This is a genomic window from Tabrizicola sp. TH137 (genome assembly GCF_002855575.1).
Taxonomy (GTDB): Bacteria; Pseudomonadota; Alphaproteobacteria; order Rhodobacterales; family Rhodobacteraceae; genus Paragemmobacter.
On sequence record NZ_PKRQ01000004.1, the window covers coordinates 260,853 to 277,869 of the forward strand.

Below are 17,017 nucleotides of genomic sequence, written 5' to 3' on the forward strand. Positions count from 1 at the left end.
TTGCCCCCGGCGCTGTCCTTCGCGCCGGGGCGCATTACATTTCCGGACAGGGCCGCATCATGACCATTCGCCACCTCACCACCACCGTCCTTGTCGCCAGCCTGCTCTGGCCGTTGATCGACACCCCCGTATCCCAGCTTCCGGGCACGGCCTTCGCACAGGATGACGATGACAATGGGGGCGGTTCCGATGACGGCGGCGGCGGTGGCTTCGGCAATGGCGGCGACTCCGACGATCGCCGCACCCCGCGCCGCCAGCCCCGCGCCACCCCGGCCGCTGCCGCCCCCCCGCCTCTCGCCGCGCCGGAGGAGGTCGTGGTCACCGACCTCTCCCCCGAAAGCCTCGCGCAATTGCAGACCGAAGGCTTCATCCTTCTGGCGCAGGACGATCTCGCCGCACTGGGCCGCAGCGTGCAGCGCCTTGGCATCCCGCCCGGCCTCGCGCTTCAGGATGCGCGCGACCGGGTCCGCGCCCTGCCCGAGGGCGAGGATGCCGATCTCAACCATTTCTACCGTCCTGACAACGCCGAAGCCGTCCCCTGCGATCACGCCAACTGCCCGGCCTTCTCGCTCGTCGGATGGCCCACCGCACGGTCGCCGGAATGCCGCGTCACCCTGCCCATCGGCATCATCGACACCGGCGTGAACCCTGACCACGACATCATCGCCCCCGCCGCCGTTGAAGTCCTTCGCCTCACCCCGCCCGATGCCGAACCTTCGGCCGAGGTGCATGGCACCGCCGTCGCCTCCCTTCTCGTCGGCGCACCGGGCAGCCGCGTGCCGGGGCTGGTGCCAGAGGCAAAGCTCATCGCCGTCGATGCCTTCATTCGGGAGGGGGCGGACGAACGCGCCGATGTCGCGGCGCTCCTGCGCGGGATCGACCTTCTGGCCCAGCGCGGCGTGCGGGTGATGAACCTCTCGCTTTCCGGCCCCCCCAATACCGTGCTGGCCGAGGCATTGGACAGCCTGCAAGGCCCCGAAGGCGTGGTCATCATCGCCGCCGCCGGAAATGCCGGCCCCGGCGCCCCACCCGCCTTTCCCGCCGCTCATCCCGGCGTCATCGCCGTGACCGCCGTCGATGCCCGCGGCCGCATCTACCGCGCCGCCCAGCGCGGCAGCCATCTCGACCTTGCCGCCCCCGGCGTGAACCTGCTCGCCGCCACCTCCATTCGCGGCGCGCGCGGGCAAAGCGGCACCTCCTATGCCGCGCCCTTCGTCACCGCCGCCGCCGCGATCCTTCTGTCGCGCGACCCGACGCTGACCCCCGCCGCCATCGCCGAACGGCTGCGCGGCACCGCACGCGACCTCGGCGCCGCCGGTCCGGATGAGGTTTACGGGGCCGGTCTCCTCGACAGCTCCACCCTCTGCGCGGCCCCCCTCCTGCCCGCCGCCGCCGAACCCGCCATCGACTGACACCAGGGCAGGCCCCCGCAACCGGGGGCCATCCGCCGCGCAAAGAAGAACGCCGGTCCCGAAGGACCGGCGTTCCCCTGCCACTGCTCGATCAGGTGTCAGCTGTTGCCGCCGTTGCCACCACCGCTGCTGCCGCCATTGCTGCCGCCGCCGTTGCGATCGTCATCGTCATTGTCGTCATCGCTGTTGCCGTCATCGCTGTTGCCGTCGCGGCTGCGGTCCCGGCTGTCGCCGCCATTGCCGTTCAGCAGCACCATCATGTCCCGCTCGAGCTGTTGCAGGTCCAGGAACACCGGCTGCGCCTGCGCCAGATCGCGGGTCACCGCCGAGGCCGGCATCGGCAGGGCGACGGGCATCGCCGCCTGCGCCGCCATCGGGGAAAGGGAAAGAAGGGCAATCGCCGTGGTCGTCTTGATCGGGTTCATCTGCGTGTCTCCTGTCTTGGGGCCATCTGGCCGTTCCATGTCAAGACAACGCCCCCCGTCCCCTTCTATTCCCCGCCCCCGACGGCTTCACGCAGCCGTGATCACCGTCCCCAGGTCCGGGCAATCGCGGCGGCCTCTTCCTCTGGCGTCAGGGCCAGCCCCGCGCCACGGGCATCCAGAAAGGACGACAGCCCCGCCACCTCCGTCCCTTCGGCGGCAACGAACCCGTCCGCCGCCGCCGTCTCCAGCACTTCCTGAAGCACAACCTCGACCTGCCAGCCCGCCCCTTCGCCCTGCGCCTGCGCCTCCAGACAGACCAGCGCCAGTTCCATCTGCCCTGCCCCGCGGTCAAGCACCTCCACTTCGCGGCAATGCCCGCCCTCCACGGCAAAGCTCGCCAGAACCATCAGTTCCCGCCCATCCGGCAGGTCGGTCACAGCTCCCGACGGCATCAGGTCCAGCGCCTCGGCCAGTGCCGATCCGCCCATGACCGGGCCCAGCGCCAGCGCAGGCCCGTCCTGCGGCTGCAACAGCACGACCACCGCCGACAGGGCCGCCGCCAGCGCCAACCCCGCCGCCACCCCCACCGGGCGCAGCCGGAAGGGCAGGATCTGCGCCCGCACCGCCGCCCCGTCGATCGTGTCGAGTATCGCATCCGGCACCCGCTCCGACGCAGGCGCGCCAAAGGCATCGGCCAGCGCGGCATTGGCCGCGAAAAGATCATCCACATAGGCCTGATCCGCCGGATGATCGGCCAGATGCAGAACCACCGCCGCCGCCTCTTCCGGCGTCAATTCGCCATCCACGAAGGCCGCCAGCTCTTCCTTGTCCATCGACGTCTTCATGCCCGCACCGCTCCCCGCACCCCTCATTGCCGCGGCCCCTGCGACAGACCCAGCCGCGGCAGCAGCGCCTCGCGCGCCCGCGACAGGCGGCTCATCACCGTGCCCACCGGCACATCCAGCACCTCCGCCGCCTCGCGATAGCTCAGCCCCTCGATGGCAACCAGCGCCAGCACGCTGCGCTGCGCCTCGGGCAGTTCCTCCATCGCCGCCCGCGTGCGGGCCAGCATCATGCGATCCTCGGGCAGGGCCGCCGCCTTGCCCTCGTCGCTCAGGGCCACCGTGTCGGGGTCCACCCGCGCGCCCTGCCGCTTCACCCGCCGATGATCGTCGATCCACAGCGTCTGGATGATCCGATACATCCAGCTGTCCATCCGCGTCCCCTCGCGGAACTGCGCCACATTGCGCAGCGCCTTCTCGCAGGCCGCCTGCACCAGATCATCCCCATCCTGCCGGTTCCCGGTCAGGGAATAGGCGAACCGCCGCAGCTTTGGCACAAGGGCCACAAGATCACGGCGAAATCTGTCGGTCATCGGCACATCCTTCGGTTGTCCTGCCACTCCGACAGGACAACGCGACAAGGGCAAGCTTTATTCCAAAGCCCGCCCTCAGACGGCACGCCAAGCCGTCTGGATGTATGCCGCCGTCATCAGGTCAAGATGAGCCCCGCCGCCATTCTTCGCGATGGTGATCTCATCCTCCGACCGCCGCACATAGATCGCCGGATCGTCGTAGTAATCCGCCACGACATCGGCTTCCGTGATCGCGCCGGACTTCAGCGGCGCCATCAACTCGCCGATATGGTGCAGCGTGGTCGCCCGCGCATCGACAAAGACCCGCGCCCGCGCCATGGCCGCATCATCCACCTCACGCATGTCGGGCCTGTAGGCCCCGATCAGGTCCAGATGCTGCCCCGGCTGCAACCAGTCCCCCTTGATCAGTGGCGCTGTCGCCATGGTCGCGGTGCAGATCACATCAGCCGCCTTCACCGCCGCCTCCAGATCATCCGCCACCGGCAGACCCATCGCCTCGGCACTCGCGCGGCTGCGGCTCCAGACGGTGAACTCCGCCGCCGGAAAGACCGACGCATAGGCCTCCACCATCGACTGCGCCACCTTCCCCGCCCCCACCAGCAGGAACCGCCGCGCATCCTTCCGCGCCAGCCGCCGCGCCGCCAGCAGACTGTCGCCCGCCGTCTTCCACTTGGTCACAAGGTGGAAATCCACCAGCCCGGTCAATTCCCCCGTCACATCGTCAAACAGCGTCACCGCCCCGTTCACCGTCGGCTTGCCCCGTGCCACGTTCCCCGGCACCACTGTCGCCACCTTGACCAGCGCGCCCAGCCCATCAATCCAGGTCGCCCGGTCAAGGATCGTGTCCCCACCGCGATAGACGAACAGATCCTTGATATCGGGCTTCGGCAACCGATGCCCCGCCTCGAAGGCCGCCAGCAACCCGTCCCAGCGCAACAGCCGCTCCGCCTCGAAAGGCACGAAATCCACGCTCACAGCCCCGCCTCCGCCTTGGTCAATAATCCCGCCGCCACCAGCCGCGTCGCCCAACCCTGCCATCCCTCGAACAGATGGGTCTGCCAGCCTCGCGCCGCCGCCGCCGCGATGTTCTCCGCCCGGTCATCGGTGAAGATCAGCCGCCCGGGCGCGATCCCGCATTCGGCCTCCAGCGCCGCATAGATCGCCGGATCGGGCTTCATCACGCCCATCCGCCCGCTGACCCAGGCCCGATCAAACTCTGCCAGAAACGGCAGCCGCTCCACCGCCGCGTCAAAGGTCTCGCGCCCGAAATTCGTCAATGCAAAAGCCGGAACCCCCCGTTCCCGCAAGGCCCGCATCACCCGGATCGACCCCTCGATGGGCGGATGCGCAATCTCGAACCACCGCTCACGCCACATCCTTATCTCTGGCCCCCAGTCGGGATGCGCCTCGGCCAGAGCCTCCACCGATGCGGCAAAGGGATCGCCCAGATCGACCCCCTCATTCATCCCCACCAGATCGACCTCGGCAAACAGCCGCCTGCGCCGCGCCTCCCCGATCACCCCGTCGTAGAACCGCTCCGGCTGCCATTCCAGCAGCACATTGCCGATGTCAAAGACCACCGCCTCTGGGATCACCCGTCACATCCTTCTTCCGGCGCACCGTCTCGCGCCACAGCGTATAAAGGCCCGCCCCGCAGATCAGCGCAATCCCGAAGGCCGCCGTAAGGTCGGGATAGGTTCCAAAGATCACCACCCCCCACAGGATGGCCAAGGGCATCGCCGTATATTCAAACGGCGCCACCAGCGCCGCCTCCAGCATCCGATAGGCCTGGCTGACCATCAGCCCCCCGATGGCCACTGACAGCCCGGTCGCCAGAAACCACGGCCAATCCGCAACCGGCGGCCAGACCCATTGCCGGAACAGGAAGGCCAGCGAGGCATCGGAAGACCCCGCCAGATGCCCATCCCCCACCACAAGACCCATGGTCGAAGACACGAAGATGAACCCAAGCTGCACATAGAAGGACAGCGTCATCGCGCTTTCCGTATCCTTCATCCGCCGCGTCATCATATGGCTCGACGCATAGCAGAAGGCCGATATCAGCACGAGGATCGCCGCGGGCTGGATCACCCCCGCCCCCGGCCGCAGCATGACGACGACGCCCAGCATCCCCACCGCCACCGCCGCCCATCGCCGCGGCCCCACCGCCTCGCCCAGCACCAGAACCGAAAGCACCGTCACCAAGAGCGGCGCCACGAAGGCAATCGCCACTGCATCGGCCAGCGGCAGCGCCGCAAGGCCAAGGAAATAGCAGACATTCGACACCATGACGAAGGCAACCCGGATCAGATGATCCCGCCCCCGCACCGTCAGGATCTGCCGGAAACCCGTGCCAGAGAAGTGCATCAATCCCAAGAGGAAGATCATCCCGATCCCCGCCCGGATCAGGATCACCTGATGCAGCGCATAGTCTCCCGACAGGAACTTGATCGCCACGTCGTTGACCGACAGCATCGCGCTGCCGCCAATCGCCAGAAGGATGCCGGTCAGCGTGGCCCGGCTGGAAATCTCGGTCATGATGGGGGAAGGAAACCGCCGCGCTCCGGCCAAGTCTATCCCCGCCGCGACACGGGCATGGCGCAGATCACCCGCCCGCCAGCGCGCCCCGCATCACCCGCTCCAGCGCCTCAAGGAACCGCGACCGGTCCGCCTTGGAAAAGGGCCGCCCGCCCCCCTGCCGGAAGGGATCGGCGCTGCGCAGATCGGCCATCAGGTCGCGCGTCGCCAGCACATTGCCGATGTTGCGGTCGGTCAGCACCTCGCCATTGTGCTTCACCACCACCGCACCGCCTGCGATCACCCGTGCCGCCAAGGGAATATCCCCCGTCACCACCACATCCCCCGGCCCGGCCTGATCCGCGATCCACTTGTCCGCCTCATCCGGCCCCGACGCCACGAAGACACTCTCCACCAACGGATTGGCACTCGGCCGAATGCCCCCGTTCGACACCACGATCATCCGCACCCGATGCCGCACCGCCACGCGCTCGCATTCCTCCTTCACGGGGCAGGCATCGGCATCCACGAACAGCCGCGCCATGGTCAGCCCATCAAGGCCTGCGCGTGAAAGGCGACATGCTCCTCCATGAAGGTGGAGACGAAGAAATAGCTGTGGTCATAGCCTTTCTGCATCCGGAACGCGCCACCCTGCCGCCGCGCCGCCATCGCCTCGGCCAGCGCCTCGGGCTTCAGCAAGTCAAGGAACTGGTCCTTCGTCCCCTGATCCACCAGCATCGGCCCGTCAAAGCCATAGCGCCGCATCATCAGCGTCGCGTCATAGCCCGCCCAGGCCGTCTCATCCGCCCCCAGATAGGCGGTGAACTGCTTGCGCCCCCAGTCGCTCGCCACCGGATTGCAGATCGGCGCAAAGGCCGAAACCGACCGGAACCGCCCCGGAAAGCTCATCGCGATGGTCAGCGCGCCATGCCCGCCCATCGAATGGCCGGTGATCGCCTGCGCGGCCTCGGCCAGGGGAAAGGCCGAAAACAGCACGTTCGGCAATTCATCCGTGATGTAATCCCACATCTGGTAATGCTGCGCCCAAGGGTCCTCGGAGGCGTTCACATAAAACCCCGCCCCCTGACCAAGGTCATAGGCCGGATCATTCGGCACCCCCTCCCCGCGCGGGGACGTGTCAGGAAACACCAGCGCAATCCCCGCCTCTGCGGCCCAGCGCTGCGCACCCGCCTTCACCATGGCATTCTCATGCGTGCAGGTCAGCCCCGACAGGAACCACAGCACCGGCACCGGCCCATCTTCGGCCTGTTCGGGCAGGAACAGCCCGAAGGTCATGTCGCAATCGCAGATGCCCGAGGGATGCGTATACACCCCCTGCACACCGCCAAAGGCCCGGCTTTCCGATACGGTCTTCATCGCTCACCTCGCATTCTTGCGGCAAAGCTTTCACGCCACCGGGACGGATGCAACCGTCCAAGGCGAAGTCTGACGCAGACTTCGCGCCGATTTCTGCACGCAGAAATCCGGCCCAAGGTCAGGCCCCGGAATTTGCGTCAAATTCCGCCGCAGTTTGTGCGTCACAAACTGCCTTACTGCGTCGGATGGAACTTGCCAGCGGGCGAGGCGGTGAAGATCTGGCAACCCGTCGCCGTCACCCCCACCGAATGCTCGAACTGCGCCGACAGCGACTTGTCCCGCGTGATCGCCGTCCAGTCATCGGCCAGAACCTTCGTCTCCGGCCGCCCCAGATTCACCATCGGCTCGATGGTGAAGAACATGCCTTCCTCCAGCACCGGCCCGCTGCCCGGCCGCCCGTAATGCAGCACATTCGGCGGTGCGTGGAACACGCGGCCCAGCCCATGGCCGCAGAAATCGCGCACCACGCTCATCCGCTGGCTTTCGACATAGCTCTGGATCGCATGGCCGATATCGCCGAAGGTGTTCCCCGGCTTCACCGCCGCAATCCCGCGCAGCAGCGCCTCATGCGTCACGTTGATCAGACGCTGCGCGAAAGGCTTCGCCGTCCCGGCCACATACATCCGGCTCGAATCCCCGAACCAGCCATCCACCACCACCGTCACATCGACATTCAGGATATCCGCCGCCTGCAAGACGTCGCTGCTGCGCCCTGGAATCTTCGCCCCCGGAATGCCGTGGCAGACCACATGGTTCACGCTGATACAGGACGCATGGCGATAGCCCTTGTAGCCGATCGTCGCCGACACCACGCCCCGCCGCGCCACCTCTTCGGTGATGAAGGCATCAATCTCGCCCGTCGTCGCCCCCGGCACGACCAGCGGGCCGACCATGTCGAGGATTTCGGCCGCCACGCGCCCGGCCTCGGCCATGCCCGCGAAATCCGCATCCTCATAGATGCGGATACCGTCCTTCGTGATGCGCCCGCGCGTCTCGTCCACTGGCCGAACTTTCCCTTGCAACAGCGCCTAGATAGTCAAACCCGCCCGCAAAGGCCAGACCTGCCCCTTTGAAACCTCCCGCCCTCGGCCTATACCCCTCGCAGTCCTGATGAACGGAGCCGCGACATGCCCAATCCCACCGCAGCCATGCTGGTGATCGGCGATGAAATCCTCTCGGGCCGGACCCGCGATTCGAACATGCATCACCTCGCCCAGCGCCTGACCGACCACGGCATCCGCCTGATGGAGGCGCGCGTCGTGGCCGACGACCATGACGCCATCGTGACCGCCGTCAACGATCTGCGCGCCCGGCATGACCATCTCTTCACCTCCGGCGGCATCGGCCCCACCCATGACGACATCACCGCCGAAGCCATCGCCGCCGCCTTCGCCACCCCCATCACCCACCGCGCCGATGCCATGGCGCTCCTTCAGGCGCATTACGACCGCGCCGGTCTCCCCTTCAACGAGGCGCGCCAGCGCATGGCCCGCATCCCCGATGGCGCGACCCTGATCGACAACCCGATCTCCACCGCCCCCGGCTTCACGCTGGGCAATGTCCATGTCATGGCCGGCGTCCCCTCGATCTTCGAGGCGATGCTTGCCGGCGTCCTGCCCACCCTGACGGGCGGCGCGCCGCTCCTGTCGCAATCCCACCGCGTCAACCGGGGCGAGGGCGAGATTGCAGGGGATTTCGCCGCCCTCGCCGCCGAATTCCCCGATCTCTCCATGGGCAGCTATCCCTTCAACACCAACGGCGTCTATGGCACCAACCTCGTCATCCGCGGCACCGATCCCGCCCGGATCGACGCCGCCATGACCCGCCTCTGCGCGCTCTTCCCATGACGCCCGCCCTCCTTGCAGAGGTGGCCGAGGCGACCTGGCCCCCCGCCGCGACCCATCGCCTCGGCCCCTGGCTCCTCCGCGAAGGCCGGGGCGGCGGCCAGCGCGTCTCCGCCGCCTCTCCCGCCGGCGACTGGACGCCCGACGACATCCCGCAGGCCGAGGCCGCCATGCAGGCCCTCGGCCAATCCCCCCTCTTCGTCATCCACCCCTGGGACAGCGCCCTCGATGCCGCCCTCGCCGCCCGCTGCTATGCCCATCACGACCCCGTCGTCGCCTATGCCGCCCCCACCGCCGCACTGGCCGACCCGCCCCCCGCCTTCCTCACCAGCTTTCCGCATTGGCCCCCTCTCGCCGTGGCCGCGCAACTCTGGGCCGAAGGCGGAATCGGCCCCGGCCGCCTCGCCGTGATGGACCGGGTGCAAGGCCCGAAAACCGCCATCCTCGGCCGCACGGGCGACCGCGCCGCAGGCATCGCCTTCACGGCCATCCACGGCAATGTTGCAATGCTTCACGCGCTCGAGGTCGCCCCCGACCAGCGCCGAAAAGGCTGCGCCCACAACATCTTGCGGGCCGCTGCCCTCTGGGCCCGCGATCAGGGCGCCGAGACGCTCACCCTTTTGGTGACTGAGCGGAACTTGGCCGCCCGCGCGCTCTATACTTTCCTGAACATGGCCGTTGTGGGACAGTATCACTATCGAAAGAAGTGAGCCCCACTCAAAGGCCAAGAGCAGTTGACCGATCCGCGTCCGCACCTTCCGTCACGGCGTCGCCGCCGTGCCGCCTTGCCCGCCCTGCTGCTGGCCCTGCTGCCGCTGCCCGGCATGGTGCAGGCGCTGGACCTGCGCTTTCCCGCCCCGGCCACTGCCTCGGGCGAACGGCGCGAGGCGCTCACCTCCTACAACATCCCGACCGGCCCCTGGCAGGCGGGCAGCATCCCCGTCACCGCCGCCGAAGGCGTCTTTGACCAGACCGCCTGGAAAGTCGCGGCCCCCGGGATGACCACGCTCCAGATCCTCGCCCCATTGCGCGAACAGATTGCCGAAACGGGCTTCACGACAGTCTTCGAATGCGAAACCACCGCCTGCGGCGGCTTCGATTTCCGCTATGGAACCGACATCCTGCCCGAACCGCAGATGCATGTGGATCTCGGCGATTTCCGCTTTCTCGCCGCCCGCCGCGACAGCGCGCAGGGCAGCGACTGGCTCACCCTCATGGTCAGCCGCTCCGCCGATACCGGCTTCGTGCAGCTTACCACCATCGGCCCCGCGCCCATCGGCACGCCAGACCTGACCGTCTCCACGAAATCGCCCTTCGATCCCTCGGCCACGCCTACGGCCGCCCCTGTCACGGAAACCGCCGCCCCGGCGCCCCTCACGCCGCTGGCCGCCGCCCTCGCCACCGGCCAGCCCTTCGCGCTTGACGATCTCGTCTTCCCCTCGGGCCAATCCACCCTCGCCCCGGACGATTACGCCTCGCTCCGCGACCTTGCCGCATGGCTCGCCGCCAATCCCGCCGCCACGGTGGAACTCGTCGGCCATACCGATGCTTCGGGCCCGGCCGACGCCAATATCGCCCTCTCCCTCGCCCGCGCCGATGCCACCCGCGCCGCGCTGGTCGCCCTCGGCGCCGATCCCGCCCGCCTGTCCACGCGCGGCGCAGGCCCCGCCGAACCGCGCGCCGACAATGCCACGCCCGAAGGCCGCGCCCAAAACAGAAGGGTCGAGGTCATCCTGACCTCGACCCGCTGACTCCCCCAGGAGTATCGGCCCCCCATTCGCATGGGGAACCGGCGATTCCTCACCAGTTGTCGGGGCCCTTGTCCACCAACTGCTTGGCCAGAAAATCAATGAAGGCCCGCACCTTGGGCTGCGTGAACCGCCCCGGCGGATAGACGGCATAGATGCCCAGGCTTTCCGTCGGCAGGCCGGGAATGGCCTCTTCCACCAACCCCTGCCGCATTGCATCGGCATAAAGGAAGGACGGCAGATAAGCGATGCCAAGCCCCGAAATCGCGGCATTCAGCAAGGACTGCCCGTCATTCACCGTCAACCAGCCGACCGACCGCACCTGACGCTTCTCGCCCGACGGCGCGGTGATCTTCCACACATTGCCATTGGCCTGATTCGAATAGTGCAGCAGCTTGTGGTCGTTCAGATCGTCGATCTTCAGCGGCCGCCCATAGCGCTGGAAATAGGACGGCGAGGCGATCATCCGCTTCGTCGTCTCCGTCAGCTTGCGGGCGCGCAGACTGGAATCCTCCAGCTCCCCGACCCGGATCGCCATGTCGAACCCTTCGCTGATCAGTTCCACATAGCGGTTGTTCAACACCATGTTCACCGTGATCTCGGGATATTCCAGCAGGAAATCCCCAAGGATCGGCGACAGCAGGTTCACCCCGAAATCCGTGGCCACGCTGATGCGCAGCAGGCCCGACGGGGCCGATTGCATGGATGTGACAAGGGCATCCGCCTCGCCCGCGTCATTCAGCACGCGGCGGGCGCGATCATAATAGGCAAGACCAATCTCGGTGGGCGACACCCGGCGCGTCGTCCGGTTCAGAAGACGGGCCCCCAACCGCGCCTCCAGAGCCGACACATGTTTCGACACCGCGGATTTCGAAATTCCCATCTTCTTGGCCGCGTCGGTGAAGCCGCCTTGATCCACCACAGTGGCGAAGGCTTCCATTTCCGTCAGTCGGTCCATTGTTGTCCTCTGGCAAGCTATGAGGTCGTGTCGCACAGGATTGACCGCGAAATCAGGCAGGATCGGGGCGCGGACGGGGCCGATCCGGGGTTTTCCTTGGGATCGTTGAAGGCAGGGAAACAGGACGCGCCACACCCTGCTTTTCAAGGCCGGGCTACAGCCGCGCCGCCAGCCGCGCGCCCTGATCTATGGCCCGTTTCGCATCCAGTTCGGCCGCCACATCCGCCCCCCCGATGACATGCGCCGCGATGCCCGCCGCGGCCAGCGCCTCGGCCAGCCCCCGCGCCGGTTCCTGCCCGGCGCAGAGCACCACCGAATCGACCGGAGTCAACTCCTCCACCCCGTCGCGCAACACCACCAGACCCTCCTCGATGATCCGGCGATAGCTGACGCCCCCGATCATCTTCACCCCTTTCGCCGCCAGCGCCGCGCGATGGATCCATCCCGTCGTCTTGCCCAGACCCCGCCCCGGCTTCTCGGCCTTGCGCTGCAACAGCCAGACCTCGCGCGCCGCCGGTTCCGGCTCGGCCGCTACCAGCCCGCCCCGCACTTCTGCCGGATCGCCCACGCCCCATTCCTTTCGCCACAGCGCCGGGTCCAGCGTCGGGGACACCCCGCGATGCACCAGATACTCCGCCACGTCGAACCCGATGCCGCCCGCCCCAACGACCGCCACCCGCCGCCCCACCGGCGCGCCATTCAGCACGTCGATGTAACCCAGCGCCCGCTCCTGCCCCTCGATCCCCGGATCGCGCGGCGTCACCCCCGTCGCCACCACCACCTCGTCGAACCCGCGCAGATCCTCGACCGCCACCTCGGCCCCCAGCCGCAATTCCACCCCCGCCCGCGCGATCCGCGCCGCGAACCAGCGGACAAGCCCGTGGAACTCCTCCTTCCCCGGCACCTGCTTGGCCAGGTTCAACTGCCCCCCGATCCGGTCCGCCCGGTCGAACAGCACCACCCGATGCCCCCGCTCCGCCGCCACCGCCGCCGTCATCAACCCGGCAGGGCCAGCCCCCACCACGGCCACCGACTTCGCCACCGCGACGGGTTCATAGGTCAGTTCCACCTCATGGCAGGCGCGCGGGTTCACGAGGCAACTCGTCAACTTGCCGCTGAACGTATGGTCCAGACAGGCCTGATTGCAGGCGATGCAGGGCGCGATTTCCTCGGCCCGTCCCGCCGCCGCCTTGGCCACGAAATCCGCATCCGCCAGAAAGGGCCGCGCCATGCTCACCATGTCGGCCATCCCCTCGGCCAGCAGCTTTTCCGCCACCTCCGGCGCGTTGATCCGGTTCGAGGTGATGACGGGTATCCCCACCTCCCCCCGCAGCCGCCCGGTCAGATGAGCAAAGGCCGCGCGGGGCACGGATGTCGCAATCGTCGGCACCCGCGCCTCATGCCAGCCGATCCCCGTATTCAGGATCGTGGCCCCTGCCGCCTCCACCGCACGGGCAAGCCGTGCGACTTCGTCCCAGGTGCTTCCATCCGGAACCAGATCAATCAGGCTGATGCGGTAGATCAGGATGAAATCCGCCCCCACCGCCGCCCGCACCTGCCGCACCACCTCCACCGGCAGGCGCATCCGGTTCTCGTAACTGCCGCCCCAGTCATCCGTCCGGCGGTTGGTATGGGTGACAAGGAACTGGTTCAGGAAATACCCCTCACTCCCCATCACCTCCACGCCGTCATACCCCGCCTCGCGCGCCCGCACCGCCGCCGTCACGATATCGGCGATCTGCTTTTCGATCCCCGCCGCATCCAGCTCGCGCGGCACGAAAGGCGAAATCGGCGACCGGATCGCGCTTGGCGCCACGCAGTCCTTGCCATAGGCATAGCGCCCCGCATGCAGGATCTGCATCGCGATCCGCCCGCCCGCGTCATGGACCCGGTCCGTCACCACCCGGTGATTGGCAATATCCTGCGCCGTGTACAGCCCCGCCGCCCCCGGAAAGACCCCGCCCTCGGCATTGGGCGCCATCCCCCCCGTCACCATCAGGCCGACACCCCCCCGCGCCCGCGCCGCATAGAATTCCGCCACCCGGTTCCAGTCCCCGCGCTCCTCCAGCCCGGTATGCATCGACCCCATCAACACGCGGTTCGTCAGAACCACATGCCCAAGGTCCAGCGGCGAAAGCAGATGCGGATATTCGGTCATGTCAGGGTCCTCCGGCCCGCGACACTGCCGCAGCCCCGCGCCCCTGTCACGGCCGACGCAACGTCATGGGCAAGGCGGCGCGCAAGAAACCCAGCGCCCCCACGAGGCCAGCGCCCCAGCTATCTTCATCTTGGCAAAAATGCTCAAACTCCGACATCTGTCACGGGCAATGCCGGATCAGGGCTCGCGCCCTTAGCCCAGCGTCTCCACGCAATGCCGCCGGAACGCCCGCTTCAGCATGTCGAGTTCCGCCCGCAGAAGATCGACCTCCGCCCGCAGGTCATCCTCCATCGCCACCCCGGTGATGATGGTGAAATGCTGCAAGGTCTCCCCCGTGGCCCGGTTGCGGATCAGGAAGGTCTGCACCCCCTCGCCCAGCGCCTCCACCGGCACCGGTACGCGCACCGCCCATTCGCCCGGCCGATCCGGGATCGCCGTCACCGTCAGGCCCGGCACCTCTGCCTCCTGATGCCGCACCTCAAGCGACGGGGTATCCGTTCCCGACAGCACCCCTTCCCAGATCCCGGCCCGGATCCGCGTCTTGGTCAGCGTCACCCCATCCATCGCCGCCCCCTCACAGTTCCGCCCGAGGGCGACGGCTCACCGTCACGTCGCGCAGGATGATCTGGTTCATCTCCGGTCCCTCGAAGATCAGGTCGATCCACAGCTTCTCGATCCGCTTCTCGTTGATCTTCGTGTAGGTCAGGTCGAATTCCACCATCACCTCTTCCGCCCCCAGCGGCAGTTCCAGCACCATCTGCTCCACATTCGGCCCGTATTTCACGTTCAGCCGCGCAAAGATCTCCAGCGGCTTCTCCAGTTCCACGATCACGTCCAGCCGGATCAGGTGGCGCAGCTTCAACCCCCGCGCCGCCTCTTCCGGCAGGTCGATCACCAGCGACAGGAAGGACCCGTCAAAGCGGAACACATCCATGCGAAAGCCGAAGGGCGCCACGTCGCTTTCCCGCGCATTGCGGATCTGCCGCACCGTCAGCTCGCTCACCCGGCAATCGTGAAAGACCGTCGCCCCCTCGCAGAACACCATCCGGTTCGGCACCGAGGCCTGCCCCGGCACCGGCATCGGCCCCCGCCACAGATCGGGCCGCCAGGCCCAGTCCGTGCCCAGCGGCTTTCGAAAGGCATTCGACCCGATCACCGGCAAGGCCAGCCGATGCTCTGCCTGATGGATCACCCGGTCCAGATGACGCCGCATCGCCCGCGCCCGGCCGCGCCAGCCGCGCAGCGTTTCCAGATCGGCGTTCGGAGCCGCCTCTGCGATCTCCTCCCACCGTCGCAGCACCCGGCGCTGCAACAGCCTGTCCAGAACCCCGTCCAGCTTCCCTACCATCTCCGTCCCGAACCGCACTGCACCACCCGCGCCCCTCCGGCACGCACATCCCTATCTATTGCGTGAATGCCCGCTTCGCGCCACTCCATTTCGCGTCAAAAGCAAACTTCCCCGCTCCGGCGCAACCCTCAGCCCGCATTCGCCCGGCGCAGCGCCGCCACCGCCGCCTCCACCAGCGCCCGCCCCTTCCCCTCGGCCAGCGCCTCCCCATCGGGGCGCGAGGCCGAGACCGTGACCAGCCGCCCCCGGATGCCCGTCACCGCGCGCCAGTAATCCCCCACCGCCCGGTCGCGCACATGCAACAGGAACGCTTCCCCCGAACCGACGGCTTCCAGCACCACCACATCGCCCGCCCGTCCCTCGCGGCTCAGCGCCGCGCGCCCCTCGGCCGAGGTGAAATAGGCCGCCAGCCCCGCCCCGCCCGCCGTCATCGCCCCGGCCGATCCCGCAGGCCCCACCGACAGCGTCAGAACCGCCGGTTCCGCCGTGCTCGCCGCGGAACAGCGCCCCATCAGGACCACCGCCCCGTCGCCGCTGCGCCGCCCGGCCCCCGGCGCAAGGCAATAGCCCGCGGGTGCCGCCGCGATCAGCGCCCCGTCCAGCAGCGCAACCGACCGCAACCCGCCCCCTGTCGTCACGCAACCCGCCAGGAACAGCCCCGCCGCCAGCAGGACTGCCCGTCCGCCCCGCCCGACCAGCCTTCGCCCGCTCACCCTGTCCACCACGCCCGCACTCCCCGGCCCTCCGCGCGGCCTCGCCCGTCCGCCCCGGCTGGATAACGCCCGCCCCGCCCCGCGTCCACCACCCGCACTGCCGCGCCCGGCCGCACAGCCATTGCATCCTCCCGGCCGAACCGCTTCACTCGCCCCCAGCAACCCGCAGGACCCGATGACCCAAAGCCCTTCCACCCCGACCGGCTCCCCGGCCAGAACCCTCGCCGCCGCCCTCTCCGGCCAGCCCGACCTCTACGCCGCGCTGCATCAGGCGGCCGCGCGGCTCAAGGTGGCCCCGCCCATCCCCGACCTCATCGCCGCCTGCGATCCCGCCACGGCCGCCCGCCTGGCGGCTGTCGATGCGGGCCTCCTCGCTGCCATTTCCCGCCATGCCATCACCGGCACGGCCATCCCCGGCGCGGCGCGGCTCCGTGCCGCCCTCGCCACCGCCGATCTCCACCCGCTTTTCCTCCCCGATCCGGCCCTGGGTGCCACCATGGCCCTTCCCACGCGCGGGGAACGCGCCGACATGCCCGCCTTTTCCGACCCGGTCTTCGATCCCTGGTTCGCGCGCCATCAGGCGGCAGGCATCCGCTACGGCCTCGGCCTTTACGGCGAAAACCGCACCGTCTATGCCACCCCGCAATTCGCCGATGCCGCCTCGCCGGAACGCCGCACCATCCATCTCGGCATCGACGTCTTCGCCCCGGCAACCACCCCCGTCCACGCCCCCCTGCCGGGCCGGGTGAAACACCTCACCTACAATGCCGACCCGCTCGATTACGGCCATACGCTGATCCTCGAACACGACCTGGGCGGAACCCGCTTCTTCACCCTCTACGGCCATCTCGCCGCCACCCTGCCCGGCCTGCACCCGACCGGAACGGTCGCCGCAGGCCAGATCATCGCCCATCTCGGCGACTGGCCCGAAAACGGCGGCTGGGCGCCCCATCTCCATGTCCAGATCATCACCGACCTTCTTGCCACCGAGGGCAATTTCTTCGGCGTCGGCCATGCCAGCCTGATGGACATCTGGTCCGAAATCAGCCCCGACGCCAATCTCCTGATGCGCCTGCCCCCGCACAGTTTCACAGCCTGAGCGGAGACTTCCCCTTCATCTTGGTCCCAAATACTCTCAGGGG

General features: G+C 68.1%; 19 protein-coding genes. 5 read left to right on the forward strand and 14 right to left on the reverse strand.

Annotated features, from left to right (window positions below):
• Positions 1-59: 59 nt before the first annotated feature.
• Entirely contained in the window at positions 60-1,412 is a 1,353-nt protein-coding gene (locus tag C0V75_RS14005; protein ID WP_101921569.1) for a S8 family serine peptidase, read from the forward strand.
• Between the two features lie 98 nt (positions 1,413-1,510).
• Here C0V75_RS14005 and C0V75_RS14010 read toward each other — a convergent pair whose 3' ends face one another.
• The 9 genes from C0V75_RS14010 to map all read right to left on the reverse strand — a co-directional run bounded on the left by C0V75_RS14010 (position 1,511) and on the right by map (position 8,107).
• Entirely contained in the window at positions 1,511-1,837 is a 327-nt protein-coding gene (locus C0V75_RS14010) for a hypothetical protein (protein ID WP_101921570.1), read from the reverse strand.
• A 101-nt stretch (positions 1,838-1,938) separates the two neighbouring features.
• Positions 1,939-2,682 carry an anti-sigma factor gene (locus tag C0V75_RS14015; protein ID WP_143710429.1) on the reverse strand — a complete coding sequence of 248 codons (744 nt, stop codon included), beginning with the start codon at positions 2,680-2,682 and terminating at the stop codon, positions 1,939-1,941.
• A gap of 23 nt (positions 2,683-2,705) precedes the next feature.
• Positions 2,706-3,212, reverse strand: coding sequence for an RNA polymerase sigma factor (locus C0V75_RS14020; protein WP_101921572.1), 507 nt, complete (start codon positions 3,210-3,212; stop codon positions 2,706-2,708).
• Positions 3,213-3,287: 75 nt separating this feature from the next.
• Positions 3,288-4,187 (reverse strand): ornithine cyclodeaminase family protein, encoded by a 900-nt coding sequence (locus C0V75_RS14025; protein ID WP_101921573.1) that lies wholly within the window; start codon positions 4,185-4,187, stop codon positions 3,288-3,290.
• Entirely contained in the window at positions 4,184-4,807 is a 624-nt protein-coding gene (locus C0V75_RS14030; protein ID WP_101921574.1) for an HAD-IA family hydrolase, read from the reverse strand. The genes C0V75_RS14025 and C0V75_RS14030 overlap by 4 nt, the downstream gene beginning before the upstream one ends.
• On the reverse strand, positions 4,782-5,750 hold the full coding sequence (locus C0V75_RS14035; protein ID WP_173861077.1) for a DMT family transporter: 969 nt from the start codon (positions 5,748-5,750) through the stop codon (positions 4,782-4,784). Before C0V75_RS14035 ends, C0V75_RS14030 begins: the two co-directional genes overlap by 26 nt.
• Before the next feature lie 67 nt (positions 5,751-5,817).
• Positions 5,818-6,273, reverse strand: a complete 456-nt coding sequence (locus C0V75_RS14040; RefSeq protein WP_101921575.1) for a YaiI/YqxD family protein — start codon at positions 6,271-6,273, stop codon at positions 5,818-5,820.
• Between the two features lie 2 nt (positions 6,274-6,275).
• The gene (gene fghA, locus C0V75_RS14045; RefSeq protein WP_101921576.1) at positions 6,276-7,106 is read right to left on the reverse strand and encodes an S-formylglutathione hydrolase; all 831 of its coding nucleotides are present in this window, start codon (positions 7,104-7,106) and stop codon (positions 6,276-6,278) included.
• A gap of 173 nt (positions 7,107-7,279) precedes the next feature.
• Positions 7,280-8,107, reverse strand: coding sequence for a type I methionyl aminopeptidase (map, locus tag C0V75_RS14050; protein WP_101921577.1), 828 nt, complete (start codon positions 8,105-8,107; stop codon positions 7,280-7,282).
• Between the two features lie 126 nt (positions 8,108-8,233).
• On the opposite strand from map, the gene C0V75_RS14055 reads away from it, so the two are divergent.
• The 3 genes from C0V75_RS14055 to C0V75_RS14065 are packed head-to-tail and all read left to right on the forward strand — an operon-like array spanning position 8,234 to position 10,701.
• The gene (locus C0V75_RS14055) at positions 8,234-8,953 is read left to right on the forward strand and encodes a molybdopterin-binding protein (RefSeq protein WP_101921578.1); all 720 of its coding nucleotides are present in this window, start codon (positions 8,234-8,236) and stop codon (positions 8,951-8,953) included.
• Positions 8,950-9,660 (forward strand): N-acetyltransferase, encoded by a 711-nt coding sequence (locus tag C0V75_RS14060; RefSeq protein WP_101921579.1) that lies wholly within the window; start codon positions 8,950-8,952, stop codon positions 9,658-9,660. The genes C0V75_RS14055 and C0V75_RS14060 overlap by 4 nt, the downstream gene beginning before the upstream one ends.
• A gap of 24 nt (positions 9,661-9,684) precedes the next feature.
• Positions 9,685-10,701: an OmpA family protein gene (locus C0V75_RS14065; protein ID WP_101921580.1), complete on the forward strand. Its 1,017-nt coding sequence runs from the start codon at positions 9,685-9,687 to the stop codon at positions 10,699-10,701.
• A 49-nt stretch (positions 10,702-10,750) separates the two neighbouring features.
• Here the strand turns inward: C0V75_RS14065 and C0V75_RS14070 are convergent, their stop codons facing one another.
• From C0V75_RS14070 to C0V75_RS14090, 5 genes are all read right to left on the reverse strand, one after another.
• Positions 10,751-11,656 carry a LysR family transcriptional regulator gene (locus tag C0V75_RS14070; RefSeq protein ID WP_101921581.1) on the reverse strand — a complete coding sequence of 302 codons (906 nt, stop codon included), beginning with the start codon at positions 11,654-11,656 and terminating at the stop codon, positions 10,751-10,753.
• 154 nt (positions 11,657-11,810) lie between these two features.
• Positions 11,811-13,814 carry an NADPH-dependent 2,4-dienoyl-CoA reductase gene (locus C0V75_RS14075; protein WP_101921582.1) on the reverse strand — a complete coding sequence of 668 codons (2,004 nt, stop codon included), beginning with the start codon at positions 13,812-13,814 and terminating at the stop codon, positions 11,811-11,813.
• Positions 13,815-14,006: 192 nt separating this feature from the next.
• A complete protein-coding gene (locus tag C0V75_RS14080; RefSeq protein WP_101921583.1) occupies positions 14,007-14,378 on the reverse strand; it encodes a hypothetical protein in 372 nt (123 codons plus the stop codon).
• Between the two features lie 10 nt (positions 14,379-14,388).
• Positions 14,389-15,162 (reverse strand): DUF6478 family protein, encoded by a 774-nt coding sequence (locus C0V75_RS14085; protein WP_173861078.1) that lies wholly within the window; start codon positions 15,160-15,162, stop codon positions 14,389-14,391.
• A gap of 128 nt (positions 15,163-15,290) precedes the next feature.
• Positions 15,291-15,887, reverse strand: a complete 597-nt coding sequence (locus C0V75_RS14090; protein ID WP_143710430.1) for a cation transport ATPase — start codon at positions 15,885-15,887, stop codon at positions 15,291-15,293.
• A gap of 163 nt (positions 15,888-16,050) precedes the next feature.
• Here C0V75_RS14090 and C0V75_RS14095 point away from each other — a divergent pair, with 163 nt between their 5' ends.
• A complete protein-coding gene (locus tag C0V75_RS14095; RefSeq protein WP_101921585.1) occupies positions 16,051-16,974 on the forward strand; it encodes a peptidoglycan DD-metalloendopeptidase family protein in 924 nt (307 codons plus the stop codon).
• Positions 16,975-17,017 lie beyond the last annotated feature (43 nt).